The organism is Amycolatopsis sp. DG1A-15b (genome assembly GCF_030285645.1).
GTDB lineage: Bacteria > Actinomycetota > Actinomycetes > Mycobacteriales > Pseudonocardiaceae > Amycolatopsis.
Window position 1 is genome coordinate 7508457 of sequence record NZ_CP127296.1, and the last position, 20145, is coordinate 7528601.

A 20145-nucleotide genomic window follows, 5' to 3' on the forward strand; every position below is an offset into this window, starting at 1 on the left:
TGGCGACGTCGACAAGTGTAGCGGAAGCTGTCGTCGTCACTTTTCGGGGGGACCGTCGTTAGGGCCCTATGACGCCGGTCTCCGTCGCCGGCCGACCCACTATGGAGGCTCTGGCACATGCGGCGAAGACTGCCACGTTCGGCGGCCCTGCCGGCGGCTGCGGCGTTGCTCCTGCTCAGCGCGGCGCCGGCGACTGCCGACTCGACCTATCCGACCACGCCGATTCCGCAGCCGGCGAATCCGGGGCAGGCGCCCATCTCCGCGCCGATCGGGCCGCAGCCGCTGGGGCAGGCCGTCGGGGATGCCGGGACCGCGCTCGGGATCATCCGGCTGCTGCCCAACGCCGTGCCGACGAACACGATCCTGCCGGGGTTCGGGCAGACGCTGCCGAAGCAGTCGGCGCTCGAGGCCGGGATGGGCCTTTCGAGCGCCTCCGCGAACTCGGACGCCTACCTCAGCTACGAGAAGGCGATCGCGCAGGCGTCGCCGTTCGGGCTGTCGGTCGGCGGGAACGCGCCGCAGACGCCGGGCAGCGTTGTGCAGACCGCCCTGCCGGACAACCCGCAGCCGATCAGCGGGGGGCTCAACGCGCCGTCGAATCCGCTGCTCAACGTGGGGCTGCTCAACGGTAGTGCGCACGCGCGGTGGAGCCAGACGCTCGGCCCGTGCGTCGACACCATCGCCGACGCCAGCACCTCGGTGGCCAGCCTGTCGCTGCTGAACGTCGTGCCGTCGATGCCGAACCTGGGCCTGGACGCGCTGAAGCCCAAGCTCGACCCGAACTCGCTGGCGAGCGGGTTCGACCTGACCAAGGGGCTGCAGAGCCTCGGCGGCCTGCTGCAGGGCGGCGGGCAGACCGCCGCGGACGGCACCGGCTCCCTGCTGAGCCTGCCGAACACGCTGTCGTCGCGGTCGCAGGTGAAGCTGGTCGACATCCCGGATTCGGCGAACAAGGCCGTGCAGTCGACGTCGACGCTGCAGGCCGCGGACATCGAGATCCTCAAGGGCACGCCGCTGGCGTTGAGCGTCAAGGTGGTCAGCCAGCCGACGCTCAAGGTGACCTCCACCGGCGACGCGAAGACGTCCAAGGTCGAGTACACCGCCCCGGTGCTGAGCATCGAGGCCGGCGGCAAGGTGCTGTACACGCTCGACGCGGCGCACCCGACGAAGGACGTCCCGATCGGGCTGCCGCTGAAGCCGCTGAGCGACCAGTTCGGCAAGCTGAAGGACCTGCCGGTGGTCGGTGGTCTCCTGGCGCCGCTCGAAGGTCCGGTGCAGCAGGTCGGGACCACCGCCGGCACCGTGCTCGACCTCGGTGTGCTGCGGCTGAGCATCGCCGGGCTCGACCAGAAGTCGGCGAACATGACCACGCCGTTCGCGGGCTTCCAGCTGGGCGCGTCGGCGCGGATGTTCGACCTGCAGCTGCTGCCGACGACCAAGCTCAAGAGCCTGCTGCCGGACGACCAGGCGAAGAACCTGCCTTCGTCGCTGGCCCAGCTTTCGCTCGGCGAGCAGGTCGCCCGCGCGTACGCCCCGACCGGCGGTGTGGTCTGCGGGACCACGTCGACGCCGCCGCCCGCGGGCGGCGAGGCGCCGAAGGGGCCGGTGAAGAACCTGGCCTACACCGGCGGCGCGTACGACACCGTGCCGCTGTTCTGGACGGGCACCGCGATGCTGCTGCTCGGCGTGGTGATGGTGGCCGCGATGCCGGGCGGACGGCGGCGTCCCCTGGCCGTGGCCGTCGCGGAAAAGCCGTTCAAGCCCTCACCGCGTCCGCGCGAGTGACCCGAGGGGTGTGAAGGAACCCGCCAGGCGCGCCTGGCGGGTTCCTTTGCGTTCGGCGTTTCAGCCTTGGCGAAGCGTCGTGACCATCGCCTCGACGGCGATGCGCGGCTTCACGTTCAGCTCGATCGCCTCGCGGCATTCCAGCACCGCTTCGAGACGGCGAAGCGTCGACTCGGGCGTCCACGCCGAGGCCGCTTCGCGGATCTGGTCGGCGTGGTCCGGGTGGTTGAGCGTCGCGCCGGAGCGGGTCCCCATCACCAGGACGTCGCGGTAGAACCCGACGAGGTCGACCAGCGCCAGGTCGAGCGTGTCACGCTGGGTGCGGGTCGCCCGGGACTTCTGCTTCTTCTCGAGCTGCTTGACCGCGGCTTCGGCGGCCCGCTTCGCGCCGCCGACGCCCTTGCCGATGCCGTCGCCGCCCATCGCGGTCCGCAGCTCGTTGCGCTCGTCCTCGTCGCGGGACTTGCTCGCCTCGCCCGCGTCGGCCTCGGCCGCGCTGATCAGCTGGTCGGCGCACGTGAAGACGTCACTGGCCCGGCGGAGGCCGAGCGGGATCCGCAGCACGGTGGCCCGGCGCTGCCGCGCGGCCTCGTCGGTGGCGAGCCGGCGTGCGCGGCCGACGTGGCCGCCGCACACGGAAGCGGCCCAGTGCGCGCGTTCGGCGTCGACGTGGTCGCGGCGCATCAGCACGTCGGCGATCGCCTCCGGCGGCGGCGTCCGGAGCGTCACCAGGCGGCAGCGCGAGCGGATCGTCACCGAGACGTCCTCGGGGTGGTCCGACGGCGCGCACAGCAGGAACACCGTGCGGTCCGGCGGCTCCTCGACGGCCTTCAGCAGGGCGTTCGACGCGCCTTCGGTGAGCCTGTCCGCGTCCTCGATGACGACGACCTGCCAGTTGCCGGTCGTCGGGCGCCGCGCGGCGGCCTGCACCAGCGCGCGCATCTCGGCGACCGAAATCGACAGGCCTTCCGGCACCACGAGCCGGACGTCGGCGTGCGTGCCCGCCATCGTCGTGTGGCAGCCGGGGCAGGCGTCGCAGCCGGTGCCGGTGCTGCACTGCAGGGCCGCGGCGAACGTCCGGGCGGCCACCGAGCGGCCGGAACCGGGCGGGCCGGTGAGCAGCCAGGCGTGCGTCATCGCGCCGGGCGGCGCCGGCTCGCCCGCGACGATCTTGGCGGCCGCCGACGCGGCCGCGCTCAGCGTCTCGATCGCGGGTTCCTGGCCGACCAGCTGGTTCCAGACACCGATGCGTTCGGTCGTCGTCACTTCGCCTCCACGCGAGGCTCTTCCGGGGTCTCGATGGGCAGCGTTTCCAGCGGGAGCGTCACCGGCTTCTCCGTCGTCGGCGCCAGCGCGGCCAGCCGGCCGACGAACACGGCGCGCAGCGCGGTGCGGATGCGCTCGGCGACCTCGACGTCCGTGCCGTCGGCGTCGACCACGACGTACCGCTCCGGGTCCGCCGCGGCCATCTCGGTGAGCAGGTGCTGGACGCGCCACTGGTCGTTCATCGCGGCCGACTTGTCGCGCGGGGCGCCGTTCGGGGCGGCGTCCAGCAGGATCGTCAGGTCCGGCCGCAGGCGGCCGGTCGCCCAGTCGGCGAGGCCTTCGAGCTCGTCGCTGTCCAGCCCGGCGACGGCGGACAGGTGCGCCAGCGGCGAGTCGACGAACCGCTCCATCACGACCACCGAACCGGCGTCCAGCGCCGGTTGGACGTGCCGCTCCACGATGTCGGCCCGCACCGCGGCGGCGGCCAGTGCCTGGGCCCGCGCCCCGGTGAGGGAGGCGCCGGAGACGAGCGCGGTGAGCCGCTGGTCGTCGAGCGCCGGATCCGCGGCGACGACGACCGGCCGGGTGCCGCCCCGCATCCAGTCGGCGAGGTTGACGGCCTGGATGGCGGTGTTGATCGCGGTGGTGCCCTCGACGGCGATGAGGAAACCGTTGACGCGCCGCGGCGTGCGGCGCAGCGCGTTGCGCAGGTCGGCGAGGATCGGCTCGGCGCGCTTGTCGTCCATCTGCCGGTAGGCGAAGAGCCCGGCGACCAGCGCGATCACGGCACCGGCGAACATGATCGGCCGGGTGCCGTCGACCGAGACCTCGCCGCCCCAGACGGTGAAGGTGCGCGTCCCCAGGACACCGACCAGCACCGGGACGGTGACCGTGGTGCCGAACAGCACGAGCTTCATCATCAGCTGGTAGATCGCGTTGATCCGGCCGCGGATGGCGTCCTCGACCCGCGAGCCGATGATCGTGACACCGGTGAGGAACGCCGTGCCTGCCCAGAAGCCGACCAGGACAACGGTGATGAGCGAGACCGACAGGTGTGGTGACAGCGCCACCAACGCCAGCGAGAGCCCGGCCGCGATGATGGAGACGCCGAACAGCCGGTCGTGCGGGAGCCGCCGGGAGAGCTTGGGCGCGAACGCCATCCCGGAGGCGAGGCCGACGAAGACGGCCAGTACGAGGAGGCTGAACGCCGAGTCACCGGCCCCGAGGCTGGAGGAGTACGGCTTGGCCGAGCCGATCACGGCGCCGCCGGCGGCGAACGCGCCGAACGCCCCGACCAGCAGCCCGCGCACGAGCGGTGTGGTGCGGATGAACCGGAAGCCGTCGGCGATCATCGTGCCGATGCCGAGCTTTTCCTCGTCGGCCGGCTTGACCTTCTGCTCCGGCAGCGCGTGGACGTTGCGCAGGGACAGCTCGGGAATCCGGGTGGCGATGAGGATCGCGCTGGCCAGGTAGAGCAGGGCAGTGATGACGACGACCAGCTTCGCGATGCGGAGGCTGGTGTCTTCACCGGGAACGTGGAGGAAGTTCGTGTTGATGCCGGTGAGGATCGCGTTCGCGCCGGCCGCGGTGACGACGGCGAGGCCGTAGGTCATCACCATGCCGAGCTGGTTGGCCGTCTCGACCTGGTCGGGCCGGCGGAGCAGGTTCGGGACCGCCGCCTCTTTCGAGGGGATCCACATGCTCGCCGCGCTGCCGACGAGGAAGTTGCCGACGAGCAACCACCACGGCGCGCTGACGAAGGCGATGGACAGCAGGAAACCGCAACGCAGCAGGTCGGAGACGACCATGACCTTGCGGCGGTCGAACCGGTCCGCGAGCAGCCCGCCCACGGGCGCGAACAGCAGCCCCGGCGCCAAGCCGGTCAGGACGACGCCGACGAAGGCGAAGTTCTGCGCGAAGTAGTTGTCCGTCAGCTTCGTGGCCAGGCCGGTGAGAGCCAGGATGTTCAGCCAGTCGGCCACGCTGCACAGGTACGTGACGCCCCAGAGCCGCCGGAAAGGTTTGATCGCCAGTACCCGCCGGACCCGGTTCATCGTGGACGCCTCGGCGCCCGACGACGAACCCGGACCGGCCCCGGGTACCGATCGCACGCCCTCGCTGATACGCCCACCCCACTAATCACCGCGGTGCCGGACGCCCTCGTGAGGACCCGACCGTGAAGCCAGGGTAGCCCGATCGGCCCCTGGCGCGCGGGACGGCCCCGTGGTGCGGGGCAGGCGGTGACCGGTGAAGGGACGCTAGTCGAACAGTCCGGTCACGCTGCTGACCAGGCTCGACACCATCTCGATGGCGACGAAACCGAACACGATCAGCAGGATGACGGCCAGCATGACCCCCGCGGCGCTCGACGACGGCCGGTTGAACGCCGGCATCGACACCGCCGGCATCCGGGGCAGCCTGCGCCGCTTGACGGGCACGAGGTCGACGTCCTCGACGTCGTCCTCGGCGAGCGGATCCTGCCGGACGGGCCGCATCAGCTGCGGCGGCCGGGTCGGCCAGGTGCGCCGCCGGTTCCGCTGCCGGGGAAGCAAGCCCAGCGGCTGGTCCGCGCCCAGGGTGCCCGCCGGAGGAACGGCTTCCGGCGCCCTCACGCCGGCTTCCCGGTCCTCGCGGAGCGTCTCCTCGACCATCCGGCGCACGGCTTCTTCGTCGGGCTGCACCGGCCCGGCCACCGGGATGGCAGCGGGCTCGTGGCCATTCGGAATCGCACTGCGTGGCTCGGGCGCCGCGGTCACCAGCCCGGAGACCGGATCCGCGAACGTCTCGCCGGACGCTTCGGACAGTGTGCCGTCGCGCTGAGTGAGCTCGGGGGCATTGAAGAAGGGAGCCTCACCGTTCGCGCTCATGGTGACCACCTCACTACTGAATGTCCTCGCCTTTCCAGGGTAGCGACGCTGGCGGATAACGCATCCGCCCAATGGCTCTGTCTCCAGTGGATGGTCCGTCACGGAGCGCAAGCCCGCACCCGAACCCCCTGCAGTGTCCAGTCCGCCGGTGGCCCGGTCGACCGCCAGTGGTGACAGATCGTAGTGAGTCCGCTCACATCGGCTGCGCGGGGTGGCTGGCCGGAGACCGGCCTACGGGTGGCCAGTTCGAGGGCTTCTGCTCAGGGCGTCTCCTCCTGTCCGAGGTCGATCATCTTGCGGCACCAGTCGCGGAGCATGCCGCGGCTGAAGGGACTCAAGACCAGCTGCCGGCGGCCGTCGCCCCGGTCCAAGGCCGCCAGAGCGAAGCGACCCAGGTCCGTGTCGATCAGGACGAAGCCGTGGTCCGGGAACTCCGCGCACAGGCCGCCGAAGGCCAGCATGTCCAGGACCGCCGTTCCGGACCGCGGGCGGGCCAGGAGCTCTCGCATCGCTCCCACGTCGTCGTCCTGGCCGTCGTGGACCAGGCCGTCGTCGTCGACCGAGACCCAGATCGCCCGCGCCGAAGCGCCGAACGGGACCTCCGGCAGCTCCGCCACCAGCATCTCCGGCAGCTCCTCGAAGTCGGCCAGGTGGATCGCCGTGCGGCCGGGCAGCGAGCCCATCATGAACGCGCGCTCGCCATCGGCGTAGCAGCGGATGTCCGCGGTCTCCGGCCCTTCGTCGAACACGCCGCACAGTGCCGCCCGGACCGAACCGCGCAGCATCAGCGACACCACCTCGAAGCCGAGCTCGTTCAGCTCGCCGTTTTCGCCGAACGGGGTGCCGTCGATCCAGGCGGCCCACGCCACGTGCCGCTCGACCTCGGCCACCAGGTCCGCCGGGTCGTCCGAGACCGGGCCGTGGACCAGGATGTCGTCGTCGCTGACGTCCGGGTTGTACAGCCGGTCGACCGGCTCGCGGTCCGGCATCGCCGCCAGCACCGGACCCGCGGCCAGCTCGAGCAGCTCCCGCGCCGCCGTGCGGTCAGCCATGCCGCCGCCTCTCGCCCGGAACCGCCGGTGACCCGGCCGCCGGCCGCGGCTCCGGAACGCCGCTGTTGAGCTCGACGGCCGCGAGGATCGCCTCGCGCACGGTCAGGTCCTTCGAGGCCGCCGCGACCACCCGGTCCACCCCTTCCCCGGCCGTCGTCCGCACCGCCGCGTCCTCAGGCATGACTCTGCACCGCCTCGACGATCCACTGCTCGGCCGTGCTCCGCGACGCCGGACCCCAGGTGACCGTCCAGCGGCCGGTGCGGGCCACCGCGGCGCTGAACTGGTACCGGCCGAGGTCGTTGTCCACCAGCCCGAACGCGCCGTGCGGGTACTCGGCCAGGATCGCGTTGCGCACCGCGAGGTCGACCAGCACCGTGCCCAGCCGCGGCCGGGCCGCACACGCCCGGATCAGCTCGACCGCCCGCTCGCACCGGCGTGGGATCAGCCCGCGCTCATCGGTCTCGATGCGCAGGTGCTCCCCCGGCCCCGGCGGCCGGTCGGGCAGCCCGTCGAACACCCAGCCCGGCAGCTCGCTGAGGAAGCCCGACCGCAGCCGCGCGCGGTTGCCCAGCTTGTGCAGGACCGTGGTGTAGTCCTCGTCGCCGAAGAACCGCACCTCCCACGGCTTGGCCCGGGCCGGGAAGACCCCGGTGACCACGCCGCGGATGAACCCACCGCGCAGCGCCCGGTACAGCCCGACGGCTTCCGCGGTGACCTCGCCACCCGGCGCGAGACCGATCGCCGCCATCCCGGCGACGAACCGCGTGTACTGCTCCACCTCGTCCGCGAGGCTCGACGCGGGCGAGGAGCGACGGCCCGGCAGGGGCCCGGTGTCCGCCAGCACCGGCGGGATCTCGAACTCGGGGTCGTAGAACTCCATCACCGAGGGCCGCTCCGGCACCTCGGCCGACAGCGGGGCGATGACCTCGTCGATGACGTCGAAGACGGCGACTGCGTTGCTCACCCCTCGATTGAACACCCTGGCACCGACAATTTCTCGCACATGTGTTCGAGCGGGTGAGATCGTTCGGCAAACGGTCGGCGAGTGGCTCAGCCATGGTCCGGCACCCGCCCCTCGACGAACTCCGCAAGTCGCTCCACGGTCCCGGGCAGCCACCAGAACCGGCGGTGGCCGCCCCGCGGTCTGCTCAGCACGGCCAGGTGCCGGCCCCGGTCGTCGTCGACGAACGCGAGCATCTCCCACCGCGACCGCTCGCCGTCGCGGGCGATGTCGAGCTGGACGGTGCCACGCCGGGCCCGCCGCAGATCGTCCATCAGGTCGAGGACGAGACACTCCTGCTCGGCCTCGAGCACGCCTCGCTCGTCGGCATCGAGGTACAGCCCCTCGCCCGCCACCGGCGGAAGGGCAGGCAGGCGCGCCAACGCCAGCCTGAGCAGCTCCGCGACACTGCCCGGCGAGGGTCCGGACAGCCGCACGCCGTCGCCGGCGATCCCGAACGTGCTCCGGTCGTCGAAGAACGCCGAGGTCCACGGCTCGCCGGCCATCGCGACGGCCACGCCACAGACGCCGCCGCTGCCCGGGAAGCCGGGCAGCGACTCCATCAGGTTCAGGGCGGTGGCACTGCCGGCGGCCGCCGCCCGGACCGGCTTCAGGATCTTGGTGGTCACCGTGTGCACGGTGCGTGGTGTTCTGGTCACGCGTTCATGGAACCCGGCACCACCGACAATTTCCCGAACATCCGTTCGAGGTATCACTCGAAGGTGTGACGTCGAAGGCCTCCCCGCCAGGTCGGCGGGGAGGCCTTCGAGCCGGACTTACTTGGCCTTCGTCGCGGTCGAGCTCGACCGCTTGGTCGCGGTCGACTTCGCGGCCGCCGCCTTCTTGGTCGTGCCCGCCTTGACCGTCTTCGCCGTCGTGGAAGCCGGCTTGCGCGCCGGTGCCTTCCGCTTCGGCGCCGGCCCCTTGGCCCGCTTCTCCGCCAGCAGCTCGGACGCCCGTTCCGCGGTCAGCGACTCGATTTCGTCGCCCTTCCGCAGCGTCGCGTTGTACTCGCCGTCGGTGACGTACGGGCCGAACCGGCCGTCCTTGACCACCATCGGCTTCTTCGACACCGGGTCCTCGCCGAGTTCCTTGAGCGGCGGCTTCGCCGTCGCGGACCGGCCTCGCTGCTTCGGCTCCGCGTAGATCTTCAGCGCTTCTTCGAGGGTGATCGAGAAGAGCTGGTCCTCGGTCGAGAGCGACCGCGAGTCCGTGCCCTTCTTCAGGTACGGCCCGTAGCGCCCGTTCTGCGCGGTGATCTCGTCGCCGGACTCCGGGTCCTTGCCGACCACGCGCGGCAGCGAGAGCAGCTTCAGCGCGTCTTCCAACGTGATGGTCTCGATGTCCATCGACTTGAACAGCGAGCCCGTACGCGGCTTCGGCGCCTTGGCCTTCGCGGACTTCTTCTGCGCGGCCGTCGCGTCCTCGGGGATCTCGATCTCCGGGAGCACCTCGGTCACGTACGGCCCGAAGCGGCCTTCCTTCGCCACGATCTCGTGTCCGCTCACCGGGTCGGCGCCCAGCGAACGACCTTCCTGCGGAGTCGCGAACAGCTTCTCCGCGACCTCCTGCGTGAGCTCGTCCGGCGGCAGGTCCTCCGGCAGGTTCGCCCGCTGCGAGTTCCCGTCGACCTCGCGCTCGAGGTACGGCCCGTAGCGGCCGACGCGGACCACCACGGTGTGCCCGTTTTCGTCACTGAACAGCGGGATCGAGTTGATTTCCCGCGCGTCGATGTCCTCGACGCTGCCCTCGACGAGCTTCTTCAGCCCGCCCAGGCGGCCGATCGAGCCGTCGACGCCCATGTCACCGCCGAAGTAGAACTTCGACAGCCACTGGCCGCGCTGCTCGTCGCCGTTGGCGATGCGGTCGAGCTCGTCCTCCATACCGGCGGTGAAGTCGTAGTCGACCAGCCGCTCGAAGTGCCGTTCCATCAGGCCGATCACGGCGAACGCTACCCACGACGGAACGAGCGCGGAGCCCTTCTTCCAGACGTACCCGCGGTCCTGGATGGTCTTGATGATCGACGCGTACGTCGACGGGCGGCCGATGCCCAGCTCTTCCAGCTTGCTGACCAGGCTCGGCTCCGAGTACCGCGCCGGCGGCGACGTGGTGTGGCCGTCCGGGTTCAGGTCCGCGGCGGTCAGCGCCTGGTCCTTCTCCAGCACCGGCAGGCGGCTCTGCTTGTCGTCGGCCTCGCCACCGGTCTCGGTGTCGACCGCCTCGACGTACGCCTTAAGGAAGCCCGCGAAGGTGATCGTGCGGCCCGAAGCGGCGAAGGTGCACTCCTCGCCCGAGGTCGCGTTGCCGACGATGCGCACGGACATCGTGGTGCCCTTGGCGTCCGCCATCTGCGACGCGATGGTGCGCTGCCAGATCATCTCGTAGAGCCGGTACTCGTCGGTGTCCAGCTCGCTCGCGACCTGGCCCGGCGTGCGGAAGACCTCGCCCGACGGCCGGATCGCCTCGTGGGCCTCCTGCGCGTTCTTGACCTTGCGCGTGTACTGGCGCGGCGTCGGCGAGACGTACTCCTTGCCGTACAGCTGCGTGGCCTGGCTGCGCGCGGCCGAGATCGCCGACTCCGAGAGCGTCGTGGAGTCGGTACGCATATAAGTGATGTAGCCGTTTTCGTACAGCTTCTGCGCGATCCGCATGGTGCGCTCCGAGGTGAACCGCATCTTGCGGCCCGCCTCCTGCTGCAGCGTCGAGGTCATGAAGGGCGCGTACGGCTTCCGCGTGTACGGCTTCTCCTCGACGCTGGAGACCTTGAAGTCACGCTGCTTCAGCGCCTCGGCGAGGCGCCGCGCGTCGGCCTCGGCCAGCACGCGGACCTCGTTGTTCGACGCCTTGAGCTGCCCGTCCGAGCCGAAGTCGCGGCCGGTGGCCAGGCGCGCGCCGTCGACGGCGACGAGCCGGGCGGAGAAGTTTCGCGGCGAAGCCTCTTCGCCGGCGTCCATCGTCGCGGAGATGTCCCAGTACGACGCCGAGGTGAAGCGCATCCGCTCGCGTTCACGCTCGACCACGATCCGGGTCGCCACCGACTGCACGCGGCCGGCCGAAAGCTTCGGCATGACCTTCTTCCACAGCACCGGCGAGACCTCGTAGCCGTAGAGGCGGTCGAGGATGCGGCGGGTCTCCTGGGCGTCGACGAGGTCGGCGTCGAGCTCACGGGTCGAGTCGGCGGCCGCGAGGATGGCCTGCTCGGTGACCTCGTGGAAGACCATCCGGCGGACCGGGACCTTCGGCTTCAGCGTCTCGAGCAGGTGCCACGCGATGGCTTCGCCCTCGCGGTCGGGGTCCGTGGCGAGGTAGAGCTCGTCGACGTCCTTCAGCAGGCTCTTGAGCTCGGTGACCTTGGACTTCTTGTCCGGGGTGACCACGTAGAGGGCCTTGAAGCCGTTGTCGACGTCGACGCCGAGCCGCGCCCAGGCTTCGCCCTTGTACTGGGCGGGCACGTCGGCGGCACCACGAGGCAGGTCACGGATGTGCCCGACGGAGGACTCGACGACGTAACCGCCGCCGAGGTAGGGCGCGATCTTGCGGGCCTTCGTCGGCGACTCGACGATGACCAGCCGCCGGTGCCCGGCGCCGTTGTCCGCCGAGGCTCCGTTCTTCTTGGTCCGTGCTCCTGCCACGCTGTCCTGCTCTCCGCTCATCTCGCCCCGCCGCCGCGGGACTGCACCACGTCCCTGCCAGGGCCCGTGTCTCGACCTGCCAGTGTGCACGCTGTTCCGGCCCGGACGGCGCGGAGGTGGCCCAACACGCCGCCGGTCCTGTGCCCAGCGCATCGCCGCTGACCTCGGCGATGTTTCCCCAACGTACCTGCCAAGTGATTTCGGCCACGTCCCGCGCAGCCTAGCGCGTGACCATCCGGATACCCTCCGTTCGACGGTGGTGGGCGCGGGGAGGTGACCGCTTCACTGGTTTCCCCGTCCAGCCGAAAGGACCCGCCATGACCCGACGCCTGCTCGGCGCCCTGTTCACCGCCGCGACCGCCACAGTATTACTGGGGGTCACTCCGGCGAACGCGGCCGCGGCGAACTTCGCCGGCACCGTGGCCCTGTCCAACTGCTCGGGGTCGGTGGTCAAGCCGGCCGCGACGCCCGACACCGCGCCCGCGCTCGTCATGTCCAACGGGCACTGCCTCGAAACCGGTTTCCCGGCGCCAGGCCAAGTAATCACCAACCGCACCTCCAGCCGGACGTTCACGCTGCTCACCGCCAGCGGCAGCAACAAGGCGACGCTGCGGGCCAAGAAGATCGTCTACGGCACGATGACCGACACCGACGTGTCGCTCTACCAGCTCACCACCACCTACGCGCAGATCAAGGCCAGCTACGGGATCTCGCCGTTGGAACTGTCGAACGCCCACCCGTCGGCCGGCGCGGCGATCGACGTCGTCTCGGGTTACTGGAAGCGCATCTACTCCTGCAACATCGACGGTTTCGCCTACCGGCTGAAAGAGGGCAGCTGGACCTGGAAGGACTCGATCCGCTACACCTCCGCCTGCCAGACCATCGGCGGCACCTCCGGTTCGCCGATCATCTCCGGCGGCAAGGTCGTCGGCGTGAACAACACCGGCAACGAGGACGGCGAACGCTGCACGGACAACAACCCGTGCGAGGTCGACCAGGCCGGCAACGTCACGGTGCGCTACAAGACGAACTACGGCCAGGAGACCTACGGCATCCCGGCCTGCCTCACCGCGGCCAACGAAATCGCGCTCACCCAGGCCGGCTGCACGCTGCCCCGGCCCTGACGCGGCTCTCGCACCCGGTCAGGCCGTGCTCGTCACGGCCTCCGGGTGCGGGACCGGTTGCGGCTCCGCACCCGGCCACGCCGCTTCGGCGCCGGGTGGCGGCTCCCCGATCAGCTCCAGCAGCGCCTCCAACCGGCGTTTGCCGGTGATTTTGACGGCCGGGACCTCGGCCTTCGGACCGGTCAGCTTCGCCGCGACACCCAACGGCGTCAGCGCTTCGACGAGCCGCTCGTGCATGCCGGGCGCGAGCGGGTCCACCGCCAGCAGGTAACCCTGTGTCGCGGGACGGCCGCCGGCCAGCGCCCACATCCGCAGCATCGCGCCGCTCAGCCGGAACCCGTCCGGCACCGCCTTGCCCGAGTCGTCCTCGACCGGGCCTGCGCAGCCCTCACGCAGCCACCGGAGCGCCAGCGGCAGCAGGTCGACCCGGAACGAGGTGCGCACCTGCGGACGGCCGCAGTCGGCCTTCGACACCTGGGCGTCCGCACCGCGGCAGCGGAACTCGCCGGCCAGGACGTGCGCCCGCCACGGCTCCTCGACGACCACCGAAAGCCGGGCGGCGGTGCGCCCGAACCCGGTGATCTGGCCGTGGCAGCACAGCAGGCCGGCCAGGTCGCCCAGGCCCGGCCCGCTGGCCTCGGCGGAGAAGAGCGAGATCGTCCGATCCACCGCGCCATACTAGAACACAAGTTCGATTCACGGCAGACCTCGCGCGGATCTTCAGCCGGCAGGCTGATCCAGCTGGCGGCAGGCCGGCGCGCGCTGTTCCGCCGCGGTGAGGGCCGGGACGTCCTTGAGGCCCTTGAGGTAGTCGAGCGCGTCGAGGCGGTCGAGCGTCGCCCTGGCCTGGCCGAGGGCGTCCTTCGTCGCCGTCGCGTTCCCGCGGGCCGCCTCGATGCGACGACGGGCGGTTTCCGCGGCCGCCCGGATTTCGGTGAACTGCCCGATGACGTCCTTGCGCCCGCCGTCCGCCGACGGCACGGGCGGCGCGCCGAGCGCCTTCAGCCCGGACAGGCTCTGGTCGAGCCCGTCGACCACCGAAGAAAGCAGGTCACTGGATGTCCGGGACGCCTTCTGCGGCGTGCTGGGATCGACGGCGGGCAGTGCGGCGAGGGCCCGGACCAGGTGCGTCACGGCGTCGCAGTAGCCACCCGCCCACCTCGCCGCGGGATCGGCCTGGGGCACCGCGGTCGTCACCGGCAGTTCCTGCTTCCCCGGCGGCGGCTGCACCGCGGCCGGCTGCCCGCACCCGGCGAGACCGAGGGAGATCGTCGCGGCCAGAGCGGCGAAAACGGTCGACCGCTGCCGCACCCGCGTACCTCCTGCCCGACGACGTCCCGGCAGCCCCGACGGTACCGATTCGGTGCTGCTTCGCAAGTCGCCTGGCCTTTCTGGGATCGCCTGTCCGAGCCTGGGCAAGCCCCGGGCCCGGCACGCGTCGCCGCGCACCGGGCCCGGGGTCACCTGGAGCTCAGGCCTTGATCTCGGCCGGAGTGTCGGAGATGACGGTGCCCCGCCGCTTCGACACCACGACCGCGGCCACGATCACGGCGACCGCGACCAGCGAGATGATGATGCGGACCGCGGTGTTGGCGCTGTCGCCGACCGTGAGCTGCACGATGGCGGGCGCGATCAGCACGGAAACCAGGTTCATCACCTTGATCAGCGGGTTGATGGCCGGTCCGGCGGTGTCCTTGAACGGGTCGCCCACGGTGTCACCGATGATGGTGGCCTCGTGCGCGGCCGAACCCTTGCCGCCGTGGTTGCCGTCTTCGACCAGCTTCTTGGCGTTGTCCCACGCGCCACCGGAGTTGGCGAGGAAGATCGCCATCAGGGTGCCGCAGGCGATCGCGCCGGCCAGGTAGCCGGCGAGCGCGCTGGTGCCCAGGCCGAAGCCGACGGCGATCGGGGCGAAGACCGCCAGCAGACCCGGCGTCGTCAGCTCACGCAGCGAGTCGCGCGTGACGATGTCGACGACCTTGCCGTACTCGGGACGGGTGGTGCCCTCCATGATCCCCGGGATGTCGCGGAACTGGCGGCGCACTTCGTAGACGACCGCGCCGGCGGCCCGGGACACCGCGTTGACCGCGAGGCCGGAGAACATGAAGACGACGGCCGCGCCGACGATCACGCCGACCAGGGTGGCCGGACCCACGATGTTGGCGACGAACTCGCCGCCGACCCCGACCGCCTTCGTGATCGCGTCCGAGTAGGAACCGAACAGCGCCGTCGCGGCGAGGACCGCCGTGGCGATCGCGATGCCCTTGGTGATCGCCTTCGTGGTGTTGCCGACCGCGTCGAGCTCGGTGAGGATCTGCGCCGCCTTCTCGTCGACGTCGCCCGACATCTCGGCGATACCCTGCGCGTTGTCCGAGACCGGGCCGAAGGTGTCCATCGCGACGATGACGCCGACGGTGGTCAGCAGACCGGTACCGGCCAGCGCGACGGCGAACAGCGCGACGCCGCCGCCCAGCAGGTACGCACCGAACACGGCCGCGCCGATGACCAGCGCGGTGTACACAGCGGACTCGAAACCGATCGAGATACCGGACAGGATGACCGTCGCCGCACCGGTTTCCGACGTCTGGCCGACGTCCTTGACCGGCTTGTACTCGGTGCCGGTGTAGTAACCCGTCAGCTTCAGGATGATCGCCGCGAGGACGATGCCGATGATCACCGCGATGGTGGCGATGACGGCCGGGTTGCCCGACGTCTTGGCGAAGTCCGCGCCGAAGTCGGCGAAGCTGCTCGGCAGGTACACGAACGCCGCGATCGCCGACAGCACCGCGGAAATCACCGCAGAGATGTAGAAGGAGCGGTTGATCGTGACCAGACCGCCTTCGCCGGGGCGCGCCTTGGTGATGTAGACACCGATGACGGCGGTGATGACACCGATGGCCGGGACGATCAGCGGGAAGATCAGGCCGTGCACGCCGAAGGCGGTGCTGCCCAGGATCAGCGCGGCGACGAGCATGACGGCGTAGGACTCGAAGAGGTCCGCGGCCATGCCGGCGCAGTCACCGACGTTGTCGCCCACGTTGTCCGCGATGGTCGCGGCGTTGCGGGGGTCGTCCTCCGGGATGCCCTGCTCGACCTTGCCGACCAGGTCCGCGCCGACGTCGGCGGCCTTGGCGAAGATGCCGCCGCCGACACGCATGAACATCGCGATCAGGGCGGCGCCGAAGCCGAACCCTTCCAGCACCTTGGGCGCCTGGCCGGTGTAGACCAGCACGACGACCGCGGCACCGAACAGGCCGAGGCCGACGGTGATCATGCCGACCACGCCGCCGGTGCGGAACGCGACGCGCATCGCGATCTCGCGGCCGCCTTCCTCACGCGACGCGGCGGCGACGCGCAGGTTCGCCTGCGTCGCCAGCCACATGCCGAGGTAGCCGATCGCGAACGAGAATCCCGCACCGACCAGGAAGAAGATCGAACGGCCGATCTTCTCGTTCCAGTCGTCCGCGGGAAGGATGAAGAGCAGGAGGAACACGATCACGCCGAAGATGGCGAGGGTGTTCCGCTGCCGCTTGAGGTACGCGGCCGCGCCTTCCTGCACCGCCTTGGCGATGTCCTGCATCTTGGCGGTGCCCTGGCCTGCGGCCAGCACCTCCTTGAGCAAGACGTAGCCAATGACGAGTGCGGCAAGCGCGACCACGGCGACTACACCGACAATCGTGTAGCCACCTCCGGAGAGCGTGATGGACCCGCCCTCCGCGAGGAACTGCCGTGACATTCGTCCTCCAGGAGACGTCGCCGTGCGCCAGCGTCGACGGCAAGCCGAGGGTTCGACACGGCCGGCGCTGGCATGGACCCTGTACCGAGCGACACGCTAGCCGGGCAGCAATGCACGTCTCACATGACGCTCACCACAGAGGGTGTGGATTGCGGGAGTGTATTGGTATCGCAACCTGCGTCTTCACGCCGTCCCGGGGACGGTACATTCCGTTACCTTGTGAGCCTCCTCACTTGATCGATCACCCTTTCGCCGATCCGTTGGCGCAGCTGGGGATGCCGGAACTGTCGGACCCCTGTGCCAAGCTCGGCGGGTGGACGAATCACGGGGGCAGCGGCTGCTGAGGCGGGTGACCGCCGGCACCCCGTCGCGCGAGCACCCGGTCACGCACGTCGCGGACCTGCCTGGTCGCGCGGCGCGCTACGCAGAGTGGCCACCTTGGGTGGATCCGGCGGTTATCGCTGCGCTGCGTGATTGCGGCGTCTCGGCCCCCTGGGCGCACCAGGCCGAGGCGGCTTCGCACGCGTACGAGGGCCGTCACGTCGTGATTTCGACCGGGACGGCCTCGGGCAAGTCACTCGCCTACCAGCTGCCGGTGCTGTCCCGGCTGGCCGCGGGCGAGAAGGCGAACGCGCTGTACCTGTCGCCGACGAAGGCGCTGGGCGCGGACCAGCTGCGCGCCGTGTCCTCTTTGGACGTGCCAGGGGTGCGGGCGGCGTCGTTCGACGGCGACACGCCCATGGCCGAGCGTGACTGGGTGCGTGCGCACGCGAACTGGGTGTTCACCAACCCGGACATGCTGCACCGCGGGATCCTGTCGGCGCACGGCCGGTGGGCCACGTTCTTCCGGCGGCTCAGCTGCGTGGTCGTCGACGAGTGCCACAGCTATCGCGGCGTCTTCGGCTCGCACGTCGCCTTGCTGCTTCGCCGGCTTCGGCGGGTGGCTGAGCACTACGGCGCTTCGCCGGTCTTCGTGCTCGCTTCGGCGACGACGGCGTCGCCCGCTTCGTTCGCTACGCGGTTGACGGGTGTGCCTTGTGTCGCGGTGACGGAGGACGCTTCGCCTCGCGGGGCGCGCACGGTCGCGTTGTGGGAGCCGCCGCTGCTGGAGGAGCTGACCGGGGAAAACGGCGCGCCGGTCCGGCGTTCGGCCGGGGCGGAGACATCGCGGATCCTCGCCGACCTGGTCCTGGAAGGTGCGCGGTCGCTGGCCTTCATCCGGTCGCGGCGCGGCGCGGAACTGGCGGCACTGGGTGCGCGCCGCATTCTGTCCGAAGTAGACCCGGCCTTGGCGGAAACCGTTGCGGCGTATCGGTCTGGCTATCTGCCGGAGGAGCGTCGCGCGCTGGAGGCCGCGCTGCTGGCCGGCCGGCTGCTGGGGGTCGCGACGACGAACGCCTTGGAGCTCGGCGTCGACATCGCGGGCCTGGACGCGGTGGTGCTGGCCGGCTACCCGGGCACGCTCGCGTCGTTCTGGCAGCAGGCCGGCCGGGCGGGCCGGTCCGGCGATTCGGCGCTGGTGGTGTTCGTCGCGCGGGACGACCCGCTCGACACCTACCTGGTGCACCACCCGGCGGCGTTGCTTTCGCGGCCGGTGGAGACGGCGGTACTCGACCCCGCGAACCCGTACGTGCTGGCGCCGCAGCTCGCGTGCGCCGTGGCCGAGCTGCCGCTGACGCTGCCCGAACTGGAGGTGTTCGGCGGCGCGGCGGCCCAGGAGGTACTGGCCGAGCTGGCGGAACAGAAGCTGGTGCGGCGCCGGTCGAGCGGCTGGTACTGGACTTCGCGGGACCGGCCGCACGCCGAAGTCGGCATCCGCGGCACCGGCGGGGAGCAGATCGCGGTGGTCGAAGCGGACTCCGGCCGGATGCTCGGCACGGTCGACCCGGGTTCGGCCTGCTTCGCCGTGCACCCCGGCGCGGTGTACCTGCACCAGGGGTCGTCGTACGTCGTCGACGAGCTGGATCTGGAAACCGGGCTGGCGCTGGTGCACGCGGAGAACCCGGACTGGACGACGACACCGCGCGAAGTCGTGGACATCTCAGTGCTGAGCACCCAGGAGAAGCAGGACTTCGGCGGGGTGAGCGTCTGCCTCGGCGAGGTGGCCGTGACGTCGCAGGTCGTCGGGTACCTGCGACGCCGGCCGTCCGGGGAGGTACTGGACCACACGCCGCTCGACCTGCCGGAGCAGAGCCTGCGGACGCGCGCGGTCTGGTACACGGTGTCCGCCGAGCTGCTCGGCGGGGACTCGTCGTCCGCTGGTGCCGCTGATGCGGGTGGCTCCGGCGGCTCGGGTGGCTCCGGCGGCTCGGGTGGTTCCGATGGCGAGGCGGGGACCGGGGGCCATCGGGTGGGGACCGAATCTGCGGGGCCGGTGGGGACCGGGGAGGAGACCCAGGCGAACGGTCGGGGGCCCGTTCACGAGGGTGGCAGGACACCGGGGGGTGCCGGATTGGTTCCGGCACGGGTCCCCGGTGCCCTGCACGCCGCCGAGCACGCGGCGATCGGCCTGCTACCGCTGTTCGCTACGTGCGACCGGTGGGACATCGGCGGGGTGAGTACCGCGTGGCACGAAGACACCGGGGAGGCGACGGTGTTCGTGCATGACGGCCATCCCGGGGGTGCGGGATTTGCCGAACGCGGTTATGCCGCGATTGTCCCGTGGCTGGCCGCAACGCGGGAGGCGATCGTCTCCTGCGAGTGCCCGACGGGATGCCCGTCCTGCGTCCAGTCGCCGAAGTGCGGGAACGGCAACGAGCCGCTGGACAAGGCGGGGGCAGTGGCTGTGCTGGGCACCGTGCTCGGGGCGTTGCGTCAACACGGCACCTAGAACGGCCACTTGGTGGTTCATGGAGTTGTGTCCTGCTCCGCCTCGCCCGGGCTGGGACCGGCCGGCGGCGGTGGTTCGGGTGGTTCAGGCGGCGCTGGTCTGGACCAGCTGCGCCGAGCGCTCGCCGGCCAGGGCCCGCACGAGGACGTCGTGCACCTCGGCGGCGTCCGGCAGCTGCCAGCCGCAGACCTCGGGCTTCACGCGCCAGTGCACGACACCGTGCTGGAACGGCGAAGGCGGCAGCGGGATGTAGCTGTCCTTGCCGTGCCACTGGATGGAGGCGCGGGTCGCCAGCTCGGCCGGAACGTGGTCGGCGACGGTGGTGAGGAAGAGCCAGCGGCCGTTCGGCAGCGCGATGATGGGCGCGGGGTGCCCGAGGGCGCGGAGGAGGCGGCAGGCGCGCTTGCCGAGTTCGTCGTCGACCTCGACGGCGTCGAGCACGGTGCCGGTGGCGACGAGCAGGCTGTGGGTGCGGTCGGAGAACCAGGTGGCGACCTCGTGGGCGTGGGTGCCGAGCTGCTCACGCCAGGCGTCGATGGCCGGAACCGGACGGCGCCAGGTGAGGTCGTCGCCTTCCGCGAGCGGAGCGGGGTCGACGCCCGGGAGCACCGGCCAGCCGCGCCAGGCAAGCCCGATCGCCTCCGCCCGCAGTTCGATGCGGAAGGCGCCCCGCCAGCTGTCCGGCCAATTCGCGTCCAACATTGTGTTTCCTGCTTTCGAGTTCCGGCTTCTCCGCGACCCGCTAAACCCTGTCGTGGTGTCGCACATCTCACTTAACGGCAAGTTGCACATTGCCCGGAACCCCCGCGCGACAACCGGTGGTTACGAGGCGATGAACGCCCCGTGATCCGT

15 protein-coding genes are annotated in these 20145 nt (G+C 70.9%); 3 read left to right on the forward strand and 12 right to left on the reverse strand.

Annotated elements, in window-relative coordinates:
* Positions 1 to 117: 117 nt before the first annotated feature.
* Positions 118 to 1785: a hypothetical protein gene (locus QRY02_RS34565; protein WP_285986988.1), complete on the forward strand. Its 1668-nt coding sequence runs from the start codon at positions 118 to 120 to the stop codon at positions 1783 to 1785.
* A gap of 60 nt (positions 1786 to 1845) precedes the next feature.
* On the opposite strand, the gene QRY02_RS34570 is transcribed toward QRY02_RS34565, so the two are convergent.
* The 8 genes from QRY02_RS34570 to topA form a co-directional block, all read right to left on the reverse strand.
* Positions 1846 to 3051: a DNA polymerase III subunit delta' gene (locus tag QRY02_RS34570; protein ID WP_285986989.1), complete on the reverse strand. Its 1206-nt coding sequence runs from the start codon at positions 3049 to 3051 to the stop codon at positions 1846 to 1848.
* Entirely contained in the window at positions 3048 to 5162 is a 2115-nt protein-coding gene (locus QRY02_RS34575) for a bifunctional MFS transporter/dTMP kinase (RefSeq protein WP_285986990.1), read from the reverse strand. Before QRY02_RS34575 ends, QRY02_RS34570 begins: the two co-directional genes overlap by 4 nt.
* Positions 5163 to 5309: 147 nt before the next feature.
* Positions 5310 to 5918, reverse strand: coding sequence for a hypothetical protein (locus QRY02_RS34580; RefSeq protein WP_285986991.1), 609 nt, complete (start codon positions 5916 to 5918; stop codon positions 5310 to 5312).
* Between the two features lie 260 nt (positions 5919 to 6178).
* A complete protein-coding gene (locus QRY02_RS34585) occupies positions 6179 to 6970 on the reverse strand; it encodes a hypothetical protein (RefSeq protein WP_285986992.1) in 792 nt (263 codons plus the stop codon).
* A complete protein-coding gene (locus tag QRY02_RS34590) occupies positions 6963 to 7151 on the reverse strand; it encodes a hypothetical protein (protein WP_285986993.1) in 189 nt (62 codons plus the stop codon). The genes QRY02_RS34585 and QRY02_RS34590 overlap by 8 nt, the downstream gene beginning before the upstream one ends.
* The gene (locus QRY02_RS34595; RefSeq protein ID WP_285986994.1) at positions 7144 to 7935 is read right to left on the reverse strand and encodes an ESX secretion-associated protein EspG; all 792 of its coding nucleotides are present in this window, start codon (positions 7933 to 7935) and stop codon (positions 7144 to 7146) included. The genes QRY02_RS34590 and QRY02_RS34595 overlap by 8 nt, the downstream gene beginning before the upstream one ends.
* Positions 7936 to 8021: 86 nt before the next feature.
* On the reverse strand, positions 8022 to 8630 hold the full coding sequence (locus QRY02_RS34600) for a hypothetical protein (protein WP_285986995.1): 609 nt from the start codon (positions 8628 to 8630) through the stop codon (positions 8022 to 8024).
* A 117-nt stretch (positions 8631 to 8747) separates the two neighbouring features.
* A complete protein-coding gene (topA, locus tag QRY02_RS34605; RefSeq protein WP_285986996.1) occupies positions 8748 to 11624 on the reverse strand; it encodes a type I DNA topoisomerase in 2877 nt (958 codons plus the stop codon).
* A 296-nt stretch (positions 11625 to 11920) separates the two neighbouring features.
* Between topA and QRY02_RS34610 the strand changes: the two genes are divergently transcribed.
* On the forward strand, positions 11921 to 12727 hold the full coding sequence (locus tag QRY02_RS34610; RefSeq protein ID WP_285986997.1) for a S1 family peptidase: 807 nt from the start codon (positions 11921 to 11923) through the stop codon (positions 12725 to 12727).
* 18 nt (positions 12728 to 12745) lie between these two features.
* Here QRY02_RS34610 and QRY02_RS34615 read toward each other — a convergent pair whose 3' ends face one another.
* From QRY02_RS34615 to QRY02_RS34625, 3 genes are all read right to left on the reverse strand, one after another.
* Positions 12746 to 13396 (reverse strand): hypothetical protein, encoded by a 651-nt coding sequence (locus QRY02_RS34615; protein WP_285986998.1) that lies wholly within the window; start codon positions 13394 to 13396, stop codon positions 12746 to 12748.
* 51 nt (positions 13397 to 13447) lie between these two features.
* Positions 13448 to 14038, reverse strand: coding sequence for a hypothetical protein (locus QRY02_RS34620; protein WP_285986999.1), 591 nt, complete (start codon positions 14036 to 14038; stop codon positions 13448 to 13450).
* Between the two features lie 160 nt (positions 14039 to 14198).
* The gene (locus tag QRY02_RS34625; RefSeq protein ID WP_285987000.1) at positions 14199 to 16463 is read right to left on the reverse strand and encodes a sodium-translocating pyrophosphatase; all 2265 of its coding nucleotides are present in this window, start codon (positions 16461 to 16463) and stop codon (positions 14199 to 14201) included.
* 349 nt (positions 16464 to 16812) lie between these two features.
* Between QRY02_RS34625 and QRY02_RS34630 the strand changes: the two genes are divergently transcribed.
* Positions 16813 to 19293 (forward strand): DEAD/DEAH box helicase, encoded by a 2481-nt coding sequence (locus QRY02_RS34630; protein WP_285993997.1) that lies wholly within the window; start codon positions 16813 to 16815, stop codon positions 19291 to 19293.
* A gap of 84 nt (positions 19294 to 19377) precedes the next feature.
* Here the strand turns inward: QRY02_RS34630 and QRY02_RS34635 are convergent, their stop codons facing one another.
* Positions 19378 to 19995, reverse strand: coding sequence for a bifunctional DNA primase/polymerase (locus QRY02_RS34635; RefSeq protein WP_285987001.1), 618 nt, complete (start codon positions 19993 to 19995; stop codon positions 19378 to 19380).
* Between the last annotated feature and the right edge of the window lie 150 nt (positions 19996 to 20145).

What these genes read in the sequence shown, in the direction of transcription:
- QRY02_RS34565 (WP_285986988.1), top strand. Translation starts at nt 118, where the DNA reads ATGCGGCGAAGACTGCCACGTTCGGCGGCCCTGCCGGCGGCTGCGGCG.
- QRY02_RS34580 (WP_285986991.1), bottom strand. Translation starts at nt 5,918, where the DNA reads ATGAGCGCGAACGGTGAGGCTCCCTTCTTCAATGCCCCCGAGCTCACT.
- QRY02_RS34585 (WP_285986992.1), bottom strand. Translation starts at nt 6,970, where the DNA reads ATGGCTGACCGCACGGCGGCGCGGGAGCTGCTCGAGCTGGCCGCGGGT.
- QRY02_RS34590 (WP_285986993.1), bottom strand. Translation starts at nt 7,151, where the DNA reads ATGCCTGAGGACGCGGCGGTGCGGACGACGGCCGGGGAAGGGGTGGAC.
- topA (WP_285986996.1), bottom strand. Translation starts at nt 11,624, where the DNA reads ATGAGCGGAGAGCAGGACAGCGTGGCAGGAGCACGGACCAAGAAGAAC.
- QRY02_RS34610 (WP_285986997.1), top strand. Translation starts at nt 11,921, where the DNA reads ATGACCCGACGCCTGCTCGGCGCCCTGTTCACCGCCGCGACCGCCACA.
- QRY02_RS34625 (WP_285987000.1), bottom strand. Translation starts at nt 16,463, where the DNA reads ATGTCACGGCAGTTCCTCGCGGAGGGCGGGTCCATCACGCTCTCCGGA.
- QRY02_RS34635 (WP_285987001.1), bottom strand. Translation starts at nt 19,995, where the DNA reads ATGTTGGACGCGAATTGGCCGGACAGCTGGCGGGGCGCCTTCCGCATC.